Origin of the sequence: Wolbachia endosymbiont of Cardiocondyla obscurior (genome assembly GCF_902713635.1) — a bacterium.
Taxonomy (GTDB): Bacteria; Pseudomonadota; Alphaproteobacteria; order Rickettsiales; family Anaplasmataceae; genus Wolbachia; species Wolbachia pipientis.
Genome location: NZ_CACTIU010000019.1, coordinates 1 through 16,707, shown reverse-complemented (window position 1 = coordinate 16,707; position 16,707 = coordinate 1). Strand labels below are relative to the sequence as shown.

Here is a 16,707-nt window from a genome sequence, read left to right as displayed (position 1 = left end):
TCCTAAAACCAGCTATATTAGCCTACTTTTACTACATTTACATACGAACTAACTTACCTAACTTTGTTGCAAAGATTTCAAATTTCTATTTTTACAACCCTATTTTTACGCAACTTGTTCTCACAAATATACGCCCTTTTTTGAAGGAGTAAACAATTGAATTCTTTATAACACTAGCTAGCATGGTATCTTCACTAAAATATTTTTTTAAAAAGTTAGTTGACTTATAAATAATTCTCTACTAATACTGGCATATGTTTGTTTATTCTGCTGAAGTGGCTCCGCAGGTTACTGTATAAGCTTCAGCAGTTTTTGCACTCCTTTAAAGCATCATATTCCTATATATTAAATATCGCTAGTGCTTCTCAATTTTGTTGACCTATAGTAAAACTGGCTAAAATTTGGAGTCATAAGCAACTTTTAACCTCTCTATATACTCCATTGTTACTCACCATAAAAACTTAACAAAAATATGAGTAGTAAAAAGATTGTGTTGAAATTAGCTTGACCAATATTATATATTGTACATAATATATTCTATATCTAGGCTAGGAGGTAGTATGGTTACAGAGTCAGTAAAATATGTTGTAGAATCTATCAGTGAACAAAAGCTAGGAGAGGAATTAAATACTGAGCCATGGTATTCAAAAATTGAGTGTAATAGCAATGAGGGACCAACGCCTGAAGATGACATAACAGATTTAGATGATTATAGTTTGTTTGTTCAAGGAATAAGTAATCGTTCGGAATGTTATGACCTTGATCAGAGACATGAAACTAGGGAGGCTGTTGACACATGTGTAAAACATACATTGTCGTATCAGAGTGAAACTGATGATAGTGATTTATATTGGAAAAATTACCCTATTAGTCCAAGAGACTCTGCTTTAATTAAGTTAGATCTACTACTGACTGAAAGTGAGAGAAGTCTAATTGATGAATTTCGTAAAGAGTTAAAAGATGTAGTAACAAAAAATGATCAAGGTTATAGGGATAAGCATGAAAATTTTACAAACACTGCTTTAGAGCGTATAGAGTGCATAACAAATAAATATTTGCAAAAAGGGATAAGACTCAATTCAAAATATAACGATGATAAGTATACTATAACAAGTTTAATTTTTAAGGAAATAAGAAATATCCCTGATAGAATACGACAGCATAAGGGATTACCACCTTATGAGAGTTTATCAGACGATAGTGAGACTATAACAAGTTTAGTTTCTAAGGGAATAAGAGATATTCCTGCCTACGAGGGTGTATCAGATGATAAAAATATAGGTATTATACGTAATATCATGAGTAATTTACTATTAAAAGGTGGAAGAGTAAAATGCAGTTCCTTTTATGATGATAAGTTATTGTATGCAACTTATGGGTTCAGTTATGAGATTTTTGCAGAATGTGAAGAAATTGATAACAAGCTAAAAAGTGTAGCAGATGAAGGTATTATAAACAGTAGTGCCCAAGGCAAAGCTTTACACGTAGAAATGGATAATGGATATTTTTATGTAAAATATTCGCAAGATAGCACTGTTGAGGTTGCAAAAGTTATAAATAATCCAAAAGTGAAAGATTTAAGTTTTAGACATCATATATTTCATGTTGGAAAGAGTATAGTAAGAGTTGAAAATGTAGGAGGAAAAAGAAATTATACAGACGTTTTAGAAGGTGGCATTGAAATGTCTTTTACTACTGAAGTAGGAAAGATTAGTATTCATCTACGTTCTAGTGATAAAGACAACAATAAAATTGAAGTAAAGATAAGTGACGATGACAAGAAGAAACTTGATCAATTAAAAGATAAGGAAGAAATAGGAGAAAATTGTTTACTTGGTGGATATTCAGTACATGATGCGATTAAACGAGGATATTTTGAAAAACATGAAACACTACGTCAATCTTCTGAAAAAATTACCTTATCTAATGAAAAGAAAAAAAATAGTTGGTGTGAGATAGTAACAAATTCAAAACAGACAACAAGCCGTACTGTAGGGTAAATGCTACACTGCTTGATTGTCTAAAGATCTTATATTACTCACCATAAAAACTTAACAAAAGCTTAATTATATGAGTAGTAAAAAGATTATGGTTATTGACTTAATGTTACATATTGCATACAATATATTGTATATCTTAGATTAAGGGGTAAGTATGGGTGAGTCTGCTGGGATGATAAAGTCTATCATCAATTTACTAAAACCAAAATCCAAACCAGAACTATATGATATTGAATATGAATCCATTATAGAACATTTATCATCTAAAGAGCATTTATTAAATGAACTGATGAATGATATGTGGTACTCAGGAGATTTACCATCAGTTAGAAATTATAATGAACCATCATCTTTGATAGATAGCAAACTTGGATTAAGTGAACAGATTTGTGTTTGGTTTGCTCTAGATCACGATCTTACGCCAAGTCAAAAAAATTTAAATAAAAGGTTACTTAGTGCTCTAAAATGTTTAGCTTCTAACTGTGGTTCATTTGATAATACTGAGCCCCTTGAAGAATTTTTACATGATAATAAAAACAATAAAGATTTAAAAGTAATTCTTAACCTAAGAAGAGGAGAATCTCAATCAACAGTATTGCATGCAATTGCAGGAGCAAATATTGGTGGATTTCGTCGCACAGGAAATCAGGCTATAGATTTACTCTTAGAAGCAGGCGCAGATCCTAACATACAAGATAATAAAGGAAAAACACCACTATACCTTGCTGCTGCTAAAGGTCATTACGATAATGCAAACTCTCTTCTCCTGAAAGGAGCTAACCCTAATATAACAAGCAGAAAGGGGAGAACTCCACAACAAATAGCAACTAATAAACTCTGCTATAATATAGAAGAATTATTTCTAACTGATAAACAGAAAAAGTTAAATGCAGAATTGTATGACTTACTTGTACTCGATTCAGACTGCACTAAAAATTTAAAGGAGTTTTTAAGTAAGCATAAAAGAGATTCAGACCTAAAAGTGGTGCTAAATATTCGGCAAGGAATGGGTGAATCAAAAGTATTTTCTTATGTTGATCGTTTTTCTTGGGACAATGAAGGTCTTATTCAAGAGTTAAGAAAGATATTTTTAGAAGCAGGAGCATTATATTATGGTATAAATATTTATCGTCAGCAAAAGGAAGGACAGGCCAGTAAATTACTCGTTAATTTAACTTCAAATCAAAAGGAGAAATTAAATAAGTTTTCTGATAAGGTATTGCGAGCTCAAAACATGGCTGAACTTGAAGAGATTGTAAATGATGCTATAAAGTCTGGTGTACGTTTAAATTATTCTTCTTCACAAGATTTTTTTTTAGGTAATGAGTACACTTTTACCGATTATGTGATGAAAAAAATCAGTGAATTAGAAAAGAATCCTAAAGTTGCTAGTAATATAGTATGTCAATTAGTATCAAAAGGGGCAGTGTTTGGTAATACAGTTGATGCTAACACACTGACATCAGAATTTAAAGAGCATAAAACTAACCTAAAAAAAGCTTATAGAGATTATATTAGCAATTCTCATAAGTTTATTGAAATCGCAAAAAGTGCAACCAATAGAGAGCTAAAAGATGCAAGAGTAGACAACTCCGTTTTTTACTTAGAATATTCTAAAGATAGTAAAATAGACATTATAAAGATAACAGATGGGGTAAGGGATTTAGGTCTAACCGATGGAGAGATAAAGTGTGGAAGAAATATAGTAAAGATCGGTAGAAGTGAAGTAGAAATTAAAACTGAAAATGGCATAAGGAATTATACAGATCTTACAGAAGGCAGCAGTATAGTATTAACTTTCTATACTAGTTTGGGAGAATTAGAAGTTAGATTATGCCCTCATGAAGAAAATAAAAATTGGATAAAAGTAGAGGTGAGTGAAGAAGGCCTACTTCTACTCGATGAAATAGACAGTTATAATGAAGCAATAGAAGATTGCAATGAAGGAATAGAAAATTATGAAAAGATAGGACAAAATTGCTTATTGGGAGGTTTATCGGTTATTGAAGCTATAGACCGAGGTGTTTTTGCTAGATCCGGTGGATTAATGCATCCTGAAGTAATAAGCGAGTCTAACAACAAATGGACAGAACGTGAAGAGTTAAGAAGGACTTCTGATCCTAGGAGAGAAGTTTCTAGGTAGATTAATTTGCTAAAAAGTTGAAGATTATTATTTAAATATAAACTACTGTAATTTATAGATTAAGGAGTTCGTACCAATGTCTTCTAAGAATACTCTTTTATATTGTTTTTAAGCTGGCTACAAAATGAGGATATGGAACATACAATTGGCTGAGCTGCCTTTTACACTCCAGGTCTACTATTAAAATATGCAGCTAAAATTGGATCATTTTCTACCATTGTTGCACCTAATATGCTAAAATCTTCATCACTTGTATTGATATTTTTACATAGTTGATTTTGTAACATTTATTTGCTCTTCTATATCAATTTCAACATCTTTTTGTGTGGCCCTTTGTAGTAGCTCCTTTTGCAATAACCTTTTTTAATTTTCTGGCACATACTTTTTTCGATGTTTTTTCATGTTGTTTTTATAAACGTTACGACGCTGAGCCGTAAAACTTCTCTAATTGTTCACTCCATAACATTGGTATTTCTCTTAAATCAGCTAACTTCAAACCTCTTGGTTGTCTTCCCTTTACTATGTCTTCCTTTATTTTTGGAGCTAGGTAATTTAACCTTAAAATTTGTTGTACCCTTCTTGTACCTATATTAATTTTAACGCTCAGTTCCTTCACACTTTCGTATTTTCCCTCTTCTAGTTGCCGTTTCCACAGATGGGCTCTTACCACTGCTTTCAGTAATGCATTGTTTGTTTTACCTTCTGGTTCTACTACCGTGCATTTATTTCCTTTCTTCTTTATTGGTATAAATTTTTCCTCTGATTCAGAACTCACCTCTATTCCATCCTCTCTCACCATTACTCCTTTTATTAACTTTTTCACTACTTCTTTCTGCTTTCCAAAACTTAAATTTTTCCATTCTTCCGCATTTTCTCCCCATTTTTCATATATCTGCTCCGCTCTCTTCATTACTTCTTTTTCCACTTCTCCGGCTATTACATTTCGGCTTCCTGATTCACAACCCTTTCCCCTTAAATGATTGTTGCACACATAATATCGATACCTTTTATTCTCTTTTTTTGAGTACGTTAGTGTCATATTTACATCACAGCTCTTGCACTTAATTATTCCCTTAAGTAGCGCTTCCTCGTATTTCGCCTTTCTATATGGCTGATTCTTTATCAATTCTTGTGCTTTTTGCCATTTTTCCTTTTCTATTATCGCTTCATGCTTTCCCTCATACTCTTTCTCATAATGCCGTATTTTTCCCATATATATTGGATTTGTTATTATTCTTCTCACCGTCGCCTTTTTAAAGATATCTGATTTTGTTCTGTAACCTTGGCTATTTAACTCCCTTGCCAATTCTGCCATTGACTTCAGCTCTATATACCTCTCAAATATATGTTTTACCAACTTTGCTTCTTTCTCATTTATTATTAATTCTTTATCTTTTACATCATACCCAAGCGGCAAAGTTCCACCCATCCATAGTCCTTGTTCTTTTGATGTTGCTATTTTATTTTTTACTCTCTCTACTATCATTTCTCTTTCTAGTTGTGCTGCTCCTGATAACACTGTTTGTACAAACTTTCCCATTGGCGTATTATTGTCAAATATCTGCGTTACTGCTACAAAATTTACTCTATGCCTTCTAAAAAATGACGTTACTTCGATGCTGTCTTTTGTTTCTCTTGATAGCCTGTCTAATGTATATACTACTACACAATCTACTTCCCCCACCTTTACATCTTCAAACAACTCCTTTATCGCTGGTCTTTCTAAATTTTTCCCTGAAAAGCCTCCATCATCGTACCTTTTTGCCAATGATACCCAGCTCTCTCTGCTTTTTATGTACTTTTCACATGCTACCCTTTGCGCGTCCAAGCTATTAAACTTTTGTTCTAGCCCATCCTCATTTGATTTTCTTGTATATATCGCACACCTTACCTCTTTTAGCATTCTCTCTCCTCAATTTCCACTTTTATCACGCATCCCGAATAATAAAGGTCCGTTGTAGCTCATTCCCATTATTTTTCCGGCTACTGCTGATAATGACGTATAAAACTCTTCTCTGTAGATTAAACCCTTATCTGTTACCCTTACCGCGTGAGTCTCGTCTCCTCTCTCTAGTATTAATTCTGTCCCTTCTACTGGTAATTTATCGCTACTTATTCTTTTTCCCTTCTCTAGCCGATCTGCCAGATACTCTAGTCTTTTTGCTCCTTTTCTTGACATTTCTCCATATACTTTTTCCTGCATTCTATATGCTAGTCTCGGTATCAGATATTTCTTTGAATGTTTAGGTGCCTCTTCCCCAAATACCTTCTTCCACATTTTTCTCAGCTCACCCAAAGGTTTTCTCTCTAAATTCATTACTTTCTTTTCTATTTCTTTCTCCATATTTTTAGCCCTTCATAAATAGCTTTTCAATTCTGTCTGTTTCTTTCTTTAATACCTCGGTTATCTTTTTGCTATTTTTAGCATAATCCATCGCTGTCATTCCAAATTTATCTGCTTGCTCTATTTCAGCCCCTGCTTCCACTAACTCTTTTACTATTTCCACTTTCCCCACCATACATGCAAGGTGCAATGGAGTGCATTTACTTCCATATTCCTCAGCATTTACATTCCCTCCTGATTTTATCAATTCTCTCACGGTTTCTAGATATTTCTCCGTTACCGCTAAGTGCAGTGCTGTGTATCCTTCTACATCTGCTGCATTCACATTCGCTCCTTTTTCGATTAATAACCTCACTGTTTTTGCGTCTACTGCATAATGTAGAACTGTTCTTCCATTCTCGTCTCTTTCATAAATATTTTTACTTGAGTTCTCTAATAGTGACTCCTCTTTTTCTTTTTTACTCATAATCTACCTCACCTTTTCTTTAAATTTTAACCCCTCTTTGAGGCCTTCTTTCTCACCACCTCATCTATCATTTCGTTCACTTGGCTCATTATCTTGCTTGCTAAATTTTGACATTCTTTCTTTATTAGCGATTTGTCTCTCTTCCTTATTTCTTCTATCTCTATTATTTTTAGCTCCGGCATATAGCTCCCATTCAGCATGTCTGCTATTTCTCCCACTATCCTCTCTATTCCATAGCAGGTCAGTTCTCTACTTTTTGTTACTCCACCTTTTTCTCTCAAAAATTTACTTGCCTTTTCACTTTCTTTACTATCACACAGAGAATACTTTTCACTTTCCCATATGTAATACATTGGTGTTGCACCGTACTTATTCAGTTGATTAACTTCAGCTCCAGCCTTTACCAGCTCTTTTATTATTTCAACTCCTGCTCCTCCTATTTTGCACGCAGAGTGGAGTGGCGTACATCCAGTGACATATTGAGTGGCATTTACTTCTGCTCCCGACCTTAGCAGCACTTTTACATTTTCTAAACTCTTTGCGAATACTGCACAGTGTAGAGGTGTATAACCATTTTTATCTCTTGCATTTACCTCTGCTCCTTTTTTTATTAATAATCTCACTGTTTTGTAATCAGAGATTTCTACTGCTTGGTGTAATATCGTTTCTCCTTCTTCATTTCTTTTATTAATGTTTTTAAACCCGTTACTTGATACTTCTTTAAAAAACTTACTCTTGCTAAAACTCATTTCATACCTCACAAAATTAGCTTTTCTAGCGCTAGATAAATTTCTTATGTTTACCTGCTGCTATTCAAGTTATGTCCTTTTTAGCATGAGAAAGCAAGTCTTTTTCTTTTTATTTCATACACTTTTACCTATTATTAATATAATATATGAGTATCCAAATATAAGTACTTAACTTATTAGAGATATTATTCGACTATCTTTCCAACTTCTGTGCAAATGTCGATGTTTATGCCACTTCAGTACTCCCGGATAAAATACTAAAATATGATTTTCTAATTCGTGTATTGAGTCTTTTTGCTCTGAATCTAAGTCGTTTTTATAGTAAATGTTGTGTTCTGCTAAAACATATTTTGTGATCTTTTGATCAGTATAATTTTCTACTTTATAATCATGGGTAACGCTAAACCTTTCTAAAATTGGTTTGTGTTTTAAATTCCAACGTTGCCCTGAAAGTGTATCGTTTCCCAATACAAATTTATTCCCTCTTTCCTCTATACTACCAACTGGAAAACATGCGTTTATTTCTCCTAACCTCCAACTGTCTGATAATACTATCTGTGCTTTTGTAAACTTTATTTCTGGCAATAAGCTCTGTGGTAGTGGATGTAGTGCTTTTAAGTTATACCACTGATGATTTCTTTCATAGATGCCTTTGTAATTCCTTGTGTGAGGCTCTGTTTCCCCAAGCACTGCCACATTCAACCGATATATGTCATTACTAAATGCTTGTTCATAATGCTCTCTTAAATAGTTGTCTACAATCTCTACTAACGGACCTCTAGAACTGAAAAAATTTATTCTTCCAAACGATAACACTGGCCCATTTTTTTTAACTTCTATACCAGAGTAGTCTGACAACAAACTTCCAAATAAACTTTCATCTAAAATAAACCTATCAACGTTATAGTGATCATTGAAAATCCTCATTAGCCGCGATCTTGCTGGTAACGATAGTTTTGCAAGCTCTACAACCGCATCTACAAAAAAGTTATTTGGAACATCCCTTATCCCTATCTGCAGTTCAAAAAAATGTTTACCAGGTGGTTCTTCGATAATTGTAATATCTTCTATATTTGCCCATTTTAGTGCTATTTTTAGTGATGCAGATGTTCCTCTCAGTCTTTGAAATTTTACTCCTTCTACTATCGCTCTTCTTTTATCTTTTACCCAGCGCAGTATCTCTTCTAAACCATATTCTTCTATTATCCACGGCAATGTTTCTTCTTTCAGGTTGAACTTAAACCCTCTTTGGATATCTACTTTATAATCTATCGCATCTACTAGCTCTTTCTCCTGTTTTGTTGCATTTGGTGGCAATAACATTACTCAACCTTTAAATTTCTTAATGCAGCGCACTCATTTCCTGGTACTACAACGTCCTCTTTTGGCTCGATTAATTCCACATTTTCTACACCCTCTACAAATAGGTTTGCTATTATCCACGATCTTGTTACACTCCACCCTAATCTTTTTGCTAATTCAAACTTCTTAATAAACTGCTTCTTAATTTCTTCCTCTGATATTACAGGACTTACGCTCACTCTGCTGTGAATATCTATTTCCGTAATATTGCAACCAATTACTGTTACTGTATCTGTTAAAACCCTTATATCATCTCTAATAACCTGCTTTTTTACAATTTCTAGTAGCTCTTCTGACACCATGCCAGTTGTGGATAATTGTGTTGATAAGATTGAAATCTGCACTTTACCTGGTGTAGGCGATTCTACTAACGCATCTTGAACTCTACTATCTGCTGACAGTGCATGATAACGATAATACTCTTTACTTCCTCCTGTACTCCAGCCTTTTATTTTTGCTTTTACCCTCTTTCTAAATCTTTCATCATCTTCTTCTTTTTCCCTCTCTACTCCGTAAAACTCAGCCAAATTATCAAGATCTTCTCCCATTGCAAACTTAAGTAAATTACTTTTTACAGCTTCGTTTATTCTTTGTCTTAGTAACAATTCCCTCCATGCTGCTACTTCTAATACCTTCATCGCTGGGTCACTTTCTACTAATGCTGTAAAACTTTTCACTAACTCTTCCTTCATTCTCGAAAATATTTCCTCATAGCTTAGTTTTTGAATAATATTAGATGTCTGCATTTCTAAACAACTATTCCGCTAATATCTATGAACTTGCCTTCTGGAAGATAAATACCTTCAAGTACAAGAATTACTTTTCCCTCTTTTACTTCTGTAATTTTTACTTTTTCCAATTTAAACCTCTTTTCCCATTTTTCCAAAGCTTCTGCTACTGCTGAATAGATTTCCAAAGTTAAATCTCTATTTATTGGCTTATCTACTAATTCAAATAGTCTTGACCCATAATCTCTCCTCATTACTCTACTGTTAATAGGAGTGGTCAGTATATCAATTATTGATTGTTTCAGATGTTCTATTCCTTCTAATTCCTTACCTGTTTCTTTATTCATTCCTTTCACTCTTAGCCTACAAATGTACTATTGCTACCACTGATCACCTTGGAACCACAAGAAACCATATCACCAACTCTTCCCACTCCAAACCCATTGGCAAAAACTGTTTTTGATCCTTCAATTAATACTCTTCCTTCTGTAAAATTATCTCCTTTACGGCAAACTGGCTTACCATTCACAAAAACATTGTTACTGCCACTAATACAGAAATGCGGTATAGCTTCTCCGCACTGATTTCCTAGATGTACTATCTTCACCTTTTCCTCAATTTAGATTTATTCTTTTCGCTTTTAGGCTTATTTCGCTCTTTGTCATTTCTATACTCGATTCCCCAGCCTTCAGTGTTATTTTGTCTACTACTTCAATCTCTAAATGATGTTTATCTTTATCGTACAACAACCTCGTCCCATCTTGAAATTTTATACTGTTTATTTCTTTTTTATTCTCTGGTGCAGCGTATTTTTCCTGATATATTCCTCCTAATACCACTCCTAATGATAGTTCACCAAAAGGAGAAAATATCACAACCTGTTCATCGATATCTGGCGGAAACCAATCTCTATCTTTTCCTGCTTTACTTGTTATCCAAGGTAAATAATCTGTTAAAAGTTCTCCTATTTGTACTCTTACTTTTGCTTTCTCATAATCTACTTCTTTTACAACTCCTATTCGTATAATGTTTGCTAACTTTCTTTGCAGCTCTGAAATAGCAAAATTACTCTCTAACATTTTCTCCTATTATAATCGTATGTGACTTAATCTTATTTTCTGTCCATATCGATTTACCTAAATGAAGCTGATGACTCCAATCAACCATCCACACCAAATATGCATCTAATTCGGGTCTAAATCCATCAGGCTCTGCAGAGAGAAATTCAGCAGGAGAAATATTTTTCACGTTCCAAGTATTTTTGTTTACAACTTTTGCCACCTCAGCAGCTAATGTTCTGACAATAATAGCTGCATTTTCTATTGTGCTATCAATCACAATTCGTGCTTCAAATCTTGCTTTCAGTGCTAATTCTTCTGTTCCTGGATCTTTTCCCGATTCTAAACTCACAAGCTCTACAAATAACGCTGGCGCTAATAATTCTTTCCTTATCGATGGATAAATTTCACATGTCTGTATAGCCGGTATTTCTTCCTTCAGTGTGCTGCAAATTGCTTGATGTAAATCTTGCCAATTCATATAGGTGTAATGTCACTTAATTCGCGGTGGAAGAATTTTTCAAATACCTTTTCAACTTCATAATTAACAAGATTCCCTATTATCCTTGAAGCCTCAGGTTCTAGTGGCAACTTAACTTCCTTTATTGGCAATGCTACTCTTCCTTCACGTTTAAACATACCGCTATTTCCTTTTGGCATAACCGCTGCAAATCCTCCTATAAACTCATGCTTTCCTACTTTCGATCCTCTTCTTGTTTTTTGTATTTTGCCAATTGTCGATGCTCTAATGTCGTAGAGATTTGCTCTAATTAACACTTCTAATCTGCTAGTTTTCACCTTAAAAATTCTTAATCTCTTTCTTATCAAACTTAATTTTATCTTCTTTTCCTCACTGATTTCCTTAGCTGCTTGCGCTTTTAACCATAGTGCTGTTCTATTTAGTGCTTTTATAGCTGCCAGTTTTACTTTCTGCTCTTTTTCGTCAATATTGTAGACTATTTCATTAATATTGTTACTAATTTTAATATCAAACATTTTCTATTGCCTCAATTTTCCATATTTCACTCGAAGAATCTTTTAACGGTGGTTCAAAAATCTTGTAGAACCTTTTTTCAATCTTGATATAATCACCTATGCTAAAGGAAGTAACGTCCTGATCACGTATTTCTATAGAAGCAATTTGCTGAGTTAATGCTCCATCTGCACCTAGAGAGTACGTAGTCTCAGGACGTTTAATTAGCACTTTTATTCTACGAATGCCCTCCTTATTTTTATTACAATATGTGGCTTCCACTCCTAAATGCTCAAAACAATCTTCCAATAATTTTCCTATATTCATCAACTAGAACTAATTTTTACCAAAACTCCCGGACGATGGCACATTGGCAATGGATTCGACTGCGTATGTAAATCAGTTCCTCTATCAAATCTTCTTGGCTCTTGTTTTGCATAGAGTGGCTGTCCAAGAGTATTTACCGTCTCATTAAAATCTGCTGGTGCAAAATATGTTGTAAATGTGCTTGCTGTTCCTACTGGAAAACAGTGCCCTGTATCTCTTTCTATAAATCTTCTCACGATTCCTTCAGGGTCAGTTGCTTGCCCTCTATATTCCTCAAATGTTATGCCACAGAACGTAAATCCTGACCTCATATCATTTCGAAGTGCTGCTCCTTCTTGCCATCTTTCATATGCTTCTTTTACTTTAGCATGAGAACTTAATGCATCAAAAAACTCAGGGCTTACCAAGGCATGAATTCCAGTCATATATTCACCACTTAGATTATCTTCTATGTGCCGGAGTACTTCCAGACACTTACGTTTTACGTCAGTTGTTGCTGTTCCAAGGGCAAAATTTACTACTTTTGGTGTTATTTCAAATTCGTTGTACAGATTTAATAATTCTGACCCATCAGCATCTAAAATTATTCCTTTGAGCGTTCCCATTCGCAAATGCTCTAATGTTATTGCATGTTTGTTTCTCATTAGCTGCAAATGATCAGTTATTACATCTGCAAGCGCTTTAAGTTCACTCTCTGATCCAAATGCCCTTATTCCTTGTACTTCTTCTGGCAGCACTACATCATCATGCGGAATGTGCGGAATCGTAAATGTTCTTACCTTTCTTTTTCCTCTTTTTCCTACTGTTGCTGGTGCTCCGGGTACTTGCGTTGGTAGTAAACTTAACACTCCGTTGTGTTCTTCTATCGTAATATGTCTAAATCTTACTGACCTACTTGGAAACAAATTTAAATTTTCAACACGTCCATAATTTATCGGCAATATATTCATCGCATTTGTTAGTGCCGTCATGCTAAATGCTGTATTTGTAAATGGATTTTGCATTCTTTTTTCCCCTTATTAATTTAAGTTACACTCCCTTGCGGACAATGATCCCTCGTCCTTCAAGTTGCTTTATTGCTGCAGCTTTTTGCTCTTCAGTGATACCTGTTGGCCACACAATTGCATGATCTGCTAGCATTGCTATACGTGTAATGATTACTGCTTTGGCATTTTCTGTCGCATTTACATCACTTACTATCGCACCTATTGCTGTTTGTGTACCATCTGTTGCAGTTGGATTTATTATCTTAATCATGTTATCCTTATCACTACCAACAACTGTACCAAGTTTAAGATTTTGTCCCTTGGCTACCGTTATTTGGTCTCTTGAATATAGACTTGATGCCTCATACTTTAATAAGTCACCTAGATTATTTTGTTCGATTATACAACTCATAAAATTTCCTCATTTATTTTCTCCTTTAGTTTTACCGCCATGTTTGTAATTGTTGTACGCGGCGGTTATAAAAAAACTTAAATACTTGATTGCGCTCTAGTCCTTGCTACCTCCATCATCAACTCTTCTCCTGAATTCTGTGGTATTGCACTCAGTATTTCTGTCTTCTTCGTTCGCTCTGCTAGCAGTTCCATTAAAACTTCCCTGGCTTGCTCAACACTTACGCCCTGCTCAATAAATTCTCCTATTTTCTCTGGCATTCGTGATAAGTTACATAAACGTATTAATTCAAGAACTTCATTACGATACTTAGTTAAATTATCAGTTTCTAGGTCAGTTGTAGTTTGTTCATTCATAGTAATACTCCTGTTTTTATTAATAGATGAAAGAATTGTAATTCCATCTGCAAGACCTATTTCTATTGCTCTCTCGCCAAAATATAGCCCTGCCTCCGTTGATCGAATCTTTTCAATTGAAAGACCTCTGTTCCTCGCTATTAGCTGCACAAACATTTCATATAGTCGGTCTACTTCTTTTTGTAAGCTTTCCAGACTTTCAGACGTCATTGGCTCATGTGGATTTAAATCATTTTTTCTACTTCCTGCAAATACTGTGGTATATTTTATTCCACATTTTTCATTAAATCCACTTTGATCTATATGACTTGCAATTACCCCTATGCTTCCTACTCCTGAGGTTCTGCTCACAAATACCTTTTCAGCGCTAGAGGCTATAGCGTACGCAGCAGAATATGCATCATCATTTGCTATCGCTATTATCCTCTTTTTTGCTCTTGATTCATAAATAAAGTCAGCTAGGTCAAATATACCGTTTACCTCTCCTCCGGGGCTATCTATTTCCAGTATAATTGTCTCTATGCTACTATCTGCTAATGCTTGTGTAATTTGTTCTTCTATTTGCTCATATGATGTCATTCCGAGCATTTCATCAAATGCACCAGGTTTTTTAGTTAAAATGCCATGTATCGGTATTATTCCTCTTTCACTATTTCTTACTGCATGTTTTATATTTTTAAAGATAGGCTGCTTTCCTGTTTGTAGCGACAGTAACTCAAAACTCCTTGGTTCTACCATTACACATCTGTTTAGCCATTGTTGTTTCATATCACCTCTTGATTTGCAGTAACCTCAGAATCAAAACTTAAGCCCAGTTCGCTTGCACGTCTTTGATCTTCTGCTATTTCTTGGTCAATTTCTTCAACATCGTAACCCATTTCTGATACTACTTCCGATCGACTCTTAAATCCATTTCTTACTGCCATTTGTTGTGCTTGCTGATCTTTCAGTGGATCCACCCAATCAAATCCCTGTGGTATCCATTTTACTTCTTCTTTCGCTGCTTTTACTACTTTTTCATCTATACTCAGTTCTCCACAAAGCACTGCTAATTCTAGCCATCTATTCCAAATAGGTCTACAAAACTGGAACACTATCACGTTATGCTGTAACATTGCACACCTTCTGCGAAACTCTATCAGCCCTGCTCGAATGGATGAATAATTAACACCTGTTAAATCTCCTGTTAGCTGCTCATATGTTATTCCTGTACCTATTGCTATTGCCCTCAGTTGCTGTCTCATGAATGCTTCATAACTTCCTCCAACATCTGATGGCTCTGAAAATTTTATGTCCTCTCCTGGGTCTAAAAGCTGCATTGTTCCAGGTTCCAGGCCAGATAGTGCTACTCCTTGCTCACTTGCTTCACCTTCTCCCATGATATTTGCTTCTGGATCGAGTCTCGTAATAAATCCAGCAAACATTGCTGCAGTTTTCTTTCTCACCAGCTCTGCATCATCATATTGATCAAGCTCATAAAGCTTCAGCAGTATATTAGAAAGCCAAGGCTCCCCTCTGATTTGCCCAGGTCTTAATGGTCTATAAATATGTAAAACATCATTTGCTGGAACTCTCACTGATTCACCAAACGAGCCTTCACCAGGGTGTTCTTTAAATAGGTAATATGCTTCTCTTTGCCCAAGCTTGTTAAACTCAATCCCGTTTCTTATTACATTACCATTTCCTAAAGTTTGATTTGTTTTATTATCTAAATGTTCAGACTCAAGTACTTGCAGTTGTAATGGCACAGAAAATCTATCTTCCAGCTTTCTCGTTCTTAAACGTACAAAACATTCTCCTCCCTCTATCATACTTCTGCATACTAGAGCTTGTAATCCATAAAAATCACTCATTCCACAGCTATCTGCTTCATCTGTCCATTTTAGCCATAATTCTTGCACTTTCTTTCGAAATTCTCCATCTCTTGCTTTTGATTGTGGTTTTATTCCTGTTCCAATAGAGTTACTTACTATTGTATCAATGATATTTGCTGCATATGGATTTTTTCTTACCATATCCCGAGAGCGGCTACGTAAGTGCCCAAGGCTCTGAGAAAGTAAATTATTTATGCTTCCTGTTTCTCCTTGCCAATACATCACTCTTCTTCCTGAGCCTGACGCATCCCAAGCAGAACTTTTGATTTTTGGCTTACTAAATAGTTGTTTGAAATTTTTCAGCATCATACTAACCAAAATTCTCTTAATTCTTTCAAAGTTCCGTTAAATTTATTTCTGTCACATTTTCCGATTCCTTCTACTTCATGTGGCTCTGGATTTGTTTTACCGTCAGTATATTGCCATAAAATCCAATCATTCCAGCCTTTTGGTAATGTGAGCTCTTTTCTCCAGCTTGCTATCCATAATGGACATTTTGTCAAAGTTGGCGTGGCAAAATCCTTAAGAAAATAGCTACTGCCATAAATTAGGGGTAATCTTCCTGTTACTTCTTCAACTCTCTTTACAAATTCCTCAGCTTGCTTAACTGCAATATTTTTGCCACTTTTGTTTTCTTCAATATCCAGCGCAAGTATGGTATTTTTGCTTTCGCCTACCGTTTTTAGAAAATGATCAGCTTGATTCTTGCCGTTTCCTTCTGTGCCAAAATGATATGCTCCCCAGAGTAATCCTTCTTCTTCAGCTTTCTTTCTTCTCTTCGCATACTTTGAATCCACATGTTTTAGCCCTTGTGTTGCCTTGTGAATTACTCCAACTATACCATTCTCTTTGTCTAGAGACCTGCTGCAAAAGGTGATTGAAAAAATGATGTGAGAGAGGTAGAAGAAGAAGCAGATCAAGTAAGGAAA

General features: G+C 34.9%; 20 protein-coding genes. 2 read left to right on the top strand and 18 right to left on the bottom strand.

The window, feature by feature from the left end; all coding sequences use genetic code 11:
* Window positions 1-560 precede the first annotated feature (560 nt).
* Both WOCAOBSORBRA_RS02320 and WOCAOBSORBRA_RS02315 read left to right on the top strand, forming a co-directional pair.
* A complete protein-coding gene (locus WOCAOBSORBRA_RS02320; RefSeq protein WP_174515826.1) occupies window positions 561-2,000 on the top strand; it encodes a hypothetical protein in 1,440 nt (479 codons plus the stop codon).
* 154 nt (window positions 2,001-2,154) lie between these two features.
* The gene (locus WOCAOBSORBRA_RS02315; protein ID WP_174515825.1) at window positions 2,155-4,143 is read left to right on the top strand and encodes an ankyrin repeat domain-containing protein; all 1,989 of its coding nucleotides are present in this window, start codon (window positions 2,155-2,157) and stop codon (window positions 4,141-4,143) included.
* A 161-nt stretch (window positions 4,144-4,304) separates the two neighbouring features.
* Here WOCAOBSORBRA_RS02315 and WOCAOBSORBRA_RS06440 read toward each other — a convergent pair whose 3' ends face one another.
* The 18 genes from WOCAOBSORBRA_RS06440 to WOCAOBSORBRA_RS02230 form a co-directional block, all read right to left on the bottom strand.
* On the bottom strand, window positions 4,305-4,430 hold the full coding sequence (locus WOCAOBSORBRA_RS06440; protein ID WP_010405125.1) for a hypothetical protein: 126 nt from the start codon (window positions 4,428-4,430) through the stop codon (window positions 4,305-4,307).
* Window positions 4,431-4,561: 131 nt separating this feature from the next.
* Window positions 4,562-6,046 carry a recombinase family protein gene (locus WOCAOBSORBRA_RS02310; RefSeq protein ID WP_174515824.1) on the bottom strand — a complete coding sequence of 495 codons (1,485 nt, stop codon included), beginning with the start codon at window positions 6,044-6,046 and terminating at the stop codon, window positions 4,562-4,564.
* A gap of 9 nt (window positions 6,047-6,055) precedes the next feature.
* A complete protein-coding gene (locus tag WOCAOBSORBRA_RS02305; RefSeq protein ID WP_174515823.1) occupies window positions 6,056-6,487 on the bottom strand; it encodes a DUF2924 domain-containing protein in 432 nt (143 codons plus the stop codon).
* Between the two features lie 4 nt (window positions 6,488-6,491).
* Window positions 6,492-6,953 carry an ankyrin repeat domain-containing protein gene (locus WOCAOBSORBRA_RS02300; RefSeq protein ID WP_174515822.1) on the bottom strand — a complete coding sequence of 154 codons (462 nt, stop codon included), beginning with the start codon at window positions 6,951-6,953 and terminating at the stop codon, window positions 6,492-6,494.
* Window positions 6,954-6,979: 26 nt separating this feature from the next.
* Window positions 6,980-7,702: an ankyrin repeat domain-containing protein gene (locus WOCAOBSORBRA_RS02295; protein WP_174515821.1), complete on the bottom strand. Its 723-nt coding sequence runs from the start codon at window positions 7,700-7,702 to the stop codon at window positions 6,980-6,982.
* A 168-nt stretch (window positions 7,703-7,870) separates the two neighbouring features.
* The gene (locus tag WOCAOBSORBRA_RS02290) at window positions 7,871-9,025 is read right to left on the bottom strand and encodes a phage tail protein (protein ID WP_174515820.1); all 1,155 of its coding nucleotides are present in this window, start codon (window positions 9,023-9,025) and stop codon (window positions 7,871-7,873) included.
* Window positions 9,025-9,810, bottom strand: coding sequence for a baseplate assembly protein (locus tag WOCAOBSORBRA_RS02285; protein ID WP_174515819.1), 786 nt, complete (start codon window positions 9,808-9,810; stop codon window positions 9,025-9,027). The genes WOCAOBSORBRA_RS02290 and WOCAOBSORBRA_RS02285 overlap by 1 nt, the downstream gene beginning before the upstream one ends.
* Before the next feature lie 2 nt (window positions 9,811-9,812).
* Window positions 9,813-10,148 carry a GPW/gp25 family protein gene (locus tag WOCAOBSORBRA_RS02280; RefSeq protein WP_174515818.1) on the bottom strand — a complete coding sequence of 112 codons (336 nt, stop codon included), beginning with the start codon at window positions 10,146-10,148 and terminating at the stop codon, window positions 9,813-9,815.
* 2 nt (window positions 10,149-10,150) lie between these two features.
* Entirely contained in the window at window positions 10,151-10,399 is a 249-nt protein-coding gene (locus WOCAOBSORBRA_RS02275; RefSeq protein WP_174515817.1) for a PAAR domain-containing protein, read from the bottom strand.
* A gap of 7 nt (window positions 10,400-10,406) precedes the next feature.
* Complete coding sequence (locus tag WOCAOBSORBRA_RS02270) at window positions 10,407-10,871, bottom strand: phage baseplate assembly protein V (RefSeq protein ID WP_174515816.1); 465 nt, start codon at window positions 10,869-10,871, stop codon at window positions 10,407-10,409.
* Window positions 10,858-11,331, bottom strand: a complete 474-nt coding sequence (locus WOCAOBSORBRA_RS02265; protein ID WP_174515815.1) for a hypothetical protein — start codon at window positions 11,329-11,331, stop codon at window positions 10,858-10,860. The genes WOCAOBSORBRA_RS02270 and WOCAOBSORBRA_RS02265 overlap by 14 nt, the downstream gene beginning before the upstream one ends.
* Window positions 11,328-11,846, bottom strand: coding sequence for a phage tail protein (locus tag WOCAOBSORBRA_RS02260; RefSeq protein WP_174515814.1), 519 nt, complete (start codon window positions 11,844-11,846; stop codon window positions 11,328-11,330). Before WOCAOBSORBRA_RS02260 ends, WOCAOBSORBRA_RS02265 begins: the two co-directional genes overlap by 4 nt.
* Window positions 11,839-12,150, bottom strand: coding sequence for a head-tail joining protein (locus WOCAOBSORBRA_RS02255; RefSeq protein ID WP_141457308.1), 312 nt, complete (start codon window positions 12,148-12,150; stop codon window positions 11,839-11,841). Before WOCAOBSORBRA_RS02255 ends, WOCAOBSORBRA_RS02260 begins: the two co-directional genes overlap by 8 nt.
* Window positions 12,150-13,154: a major capsid protein gene (locus WOCAOBSORBRA_RS02250; protein WP_174515813.1), complete on the bottom strand. Its 1,005-nt coding sequence runs from the start codon at window positions 13,152-13,154 to the stop codon at window positions 12,150-12,152. Before WOCAOBSORBRA_RS02250 ends, WOCAOBSORBRA_RS02255 begins: the two co-directional genes overlap by 1 nt.
* A gap of 25 nt (window positions 13,155-13,179) precedes the next feature.
* A complete protein-coding gene (locus WOCAOBSORBRA_RS02245; protein ID WP_077188124.1) occupies window positions 13,180-13,548 on the bottom strand; it encodes a head decoration protein in 369 nt (122 codons plus the stop codon).
* Window positions 13,549-13,625: 77 nt separating this feature from the next.
* Window positions 13,626-14,672 carry a S49 family peptidase gene (locus WOCAOBSORBRA_RS02240; protein ID WP_174515812.1) on the bottom strand — a complete coding sequence of 349 codons (1,047 nt, stop codon included), beginning with the start codon at window positions 14,670-14,672 and terminating at the stop codon, window positions 13,626-13,628.
* On the bottom strand, window positions 14,669-16,087 hold the full coding sequence (locus tag WOCAOBSORBRA_RS02235) for a phage portal protein (protein WP_174515811.1): 1,419 nt from the start codon (window positions 16,085-16,087) through the stop codon (window positions 14,669-14,671). The genes WOCAOBSORBRA_RS02240 and WOCAOBSORBRA_RS02235 overlap by 4 nt, the downstream gene beginning before the upstream one ends.
* Window positions 16,084-16,698, bottom strand: a complete 615-nt coding sequence (locus tag WOCAOBSORBRA_RS02230; RefSeq protein ID WP_246165603.1) for a glycoside hydrolase family 25 protein — start codon at window positions 16,696-16,698, stop codon at window positions 16,084-16,086. Before WOCAOBSORBRA_RS02230 ends, WOCAOBSORBRA_RS02235 begins: the two co-directional genes overlap by 4 nt.
* Between the last annotated feature and the right edge of the window lie 9 nt (window positions 16,699-16,707).

Coding starts and splice junctions, on each gene's coding strand:
- WOCAOBSORBRA_RS02320 (WP_174515826.1), top strand. CDS start 561: ATGGTTACAGAGTCAGTAAAATATGTTGTAGAATCTATCAGTGAACAA.
- WOCAOBSORBRA_RS02315 (WP_174515825.1), top strand. CDS start 2,155: ATGGGTGAGTCTGCTGGGATGATAAAGTCTATCATCAATTTACTAAAA.
- WOCAOBSORBRA_RS06440 (WP_010405125.1), bottom strand. CDS start 4,430: ATGTTACAAAATCAACTATGTAAAAATATCAATACAAGTGATGAAGAT.
- WOCAOBSORBRA_RS02310 (WP_174515824.1), bottom strand. CDS start 6,046: ATGCTAAAAGAGGTAAGGTGTGCGATATATACAAGAAAATCAAATGAG.
- WOCAOBSORBRA_RS02305 (WP_174515823.1), bottom strand. CDS start 6,487: ATGGAGAAAGAAATAGAAAAGAAAGTAATGAATTTAGAGAGAAAACCT.
- WOCAOBSORBRA_RS02300 (WP_174515822.1), bottom strand. CDS start 6,953: ATGAGTAAAAAAGAAAAAGAGGAGTCACTATTAGAGAACTCAAGTAAA.
- WOCAOBSORBRA_RS02295 (WP_174515821.1), bottom strand. CDS start 7,702: ATGAGTTTTAGCAAGAGTAAGTTTTTTAAAGAAGTATCAAGTAACGGG.
- WOCAOBSORBRA_RS02290 (WP_174515820.1), bottom strand. CDS start 9,025: ATGTTATTGCCACCAAATGCAACAAAACAGGAGAAAGAGCTAGTAGAT.
- WOCAOBSORBRA_RS02285 (WP_174515819.1), bottom strand. CDS start 9,810: ATGCAGACATCTAATATTATTCAAAAACTAAGCTATGAGGAAATATTT.
- WOCAOBSORBRA_RS02270 (WP_174515816.1), bottom strand. CDS start 10,871: ATGTTAGAGAGTAATTTTGCTATTTCAGAGCTGCAAAGAAAGTTAGCA.
- WOCAOBSORBRA_RS02265 (WP_174515815.1), bottom strand. CDS start 11,331: ATGAATTGGCAAGATTTACATCAAGCAATTTGCAGCACACTGAAGGAA.
- WOCAOBSORBRA_RS02260 (WP_174515814.1), bottom strand. CDS start 11,846: ATGTTTGATATTAAAATTAGTAACAATATTAATGAAATAGTCTACAAT.
- WOCAOBSORBRA_RS02255 (WP_141457308.1), bottom strand. CDS start 12,150: ATGAATATAGGAAAATTATTGGAAGATTGTTTTGAGCATTTAGGAGTG.
- WOCAOBSORBRA_RS02250 (WP_174515813.1), bottom strand. CDS start 13,154: ATGCAAAATCCATTTACAAATACAGCATTTAGCATGACGGCACTAACA.
- WOCAOBSORBRA_RS02245 (WP_077188124.1), bottom strand. CDS start 13,548: ATGAGTTGTATAATCGAACAAAATAATCTAGGTGACTTATTAAAGTAT.
- WOCAOBSORBRA_RS02240 (WP_174515812.1), bottom strand. CDS start 14,672: ATGAAACAACAATGGCTAAACAGATGTGTAATGGTAGAACCAAGGAGT.
- WOCAOBSORBRA_RS02235 (WP_174515811.1), bottom strand. CDS start 16,087: ATGATGCTGAAAAATTTCAAACAACTATTTAGTAAGCCAAAAATCAAA.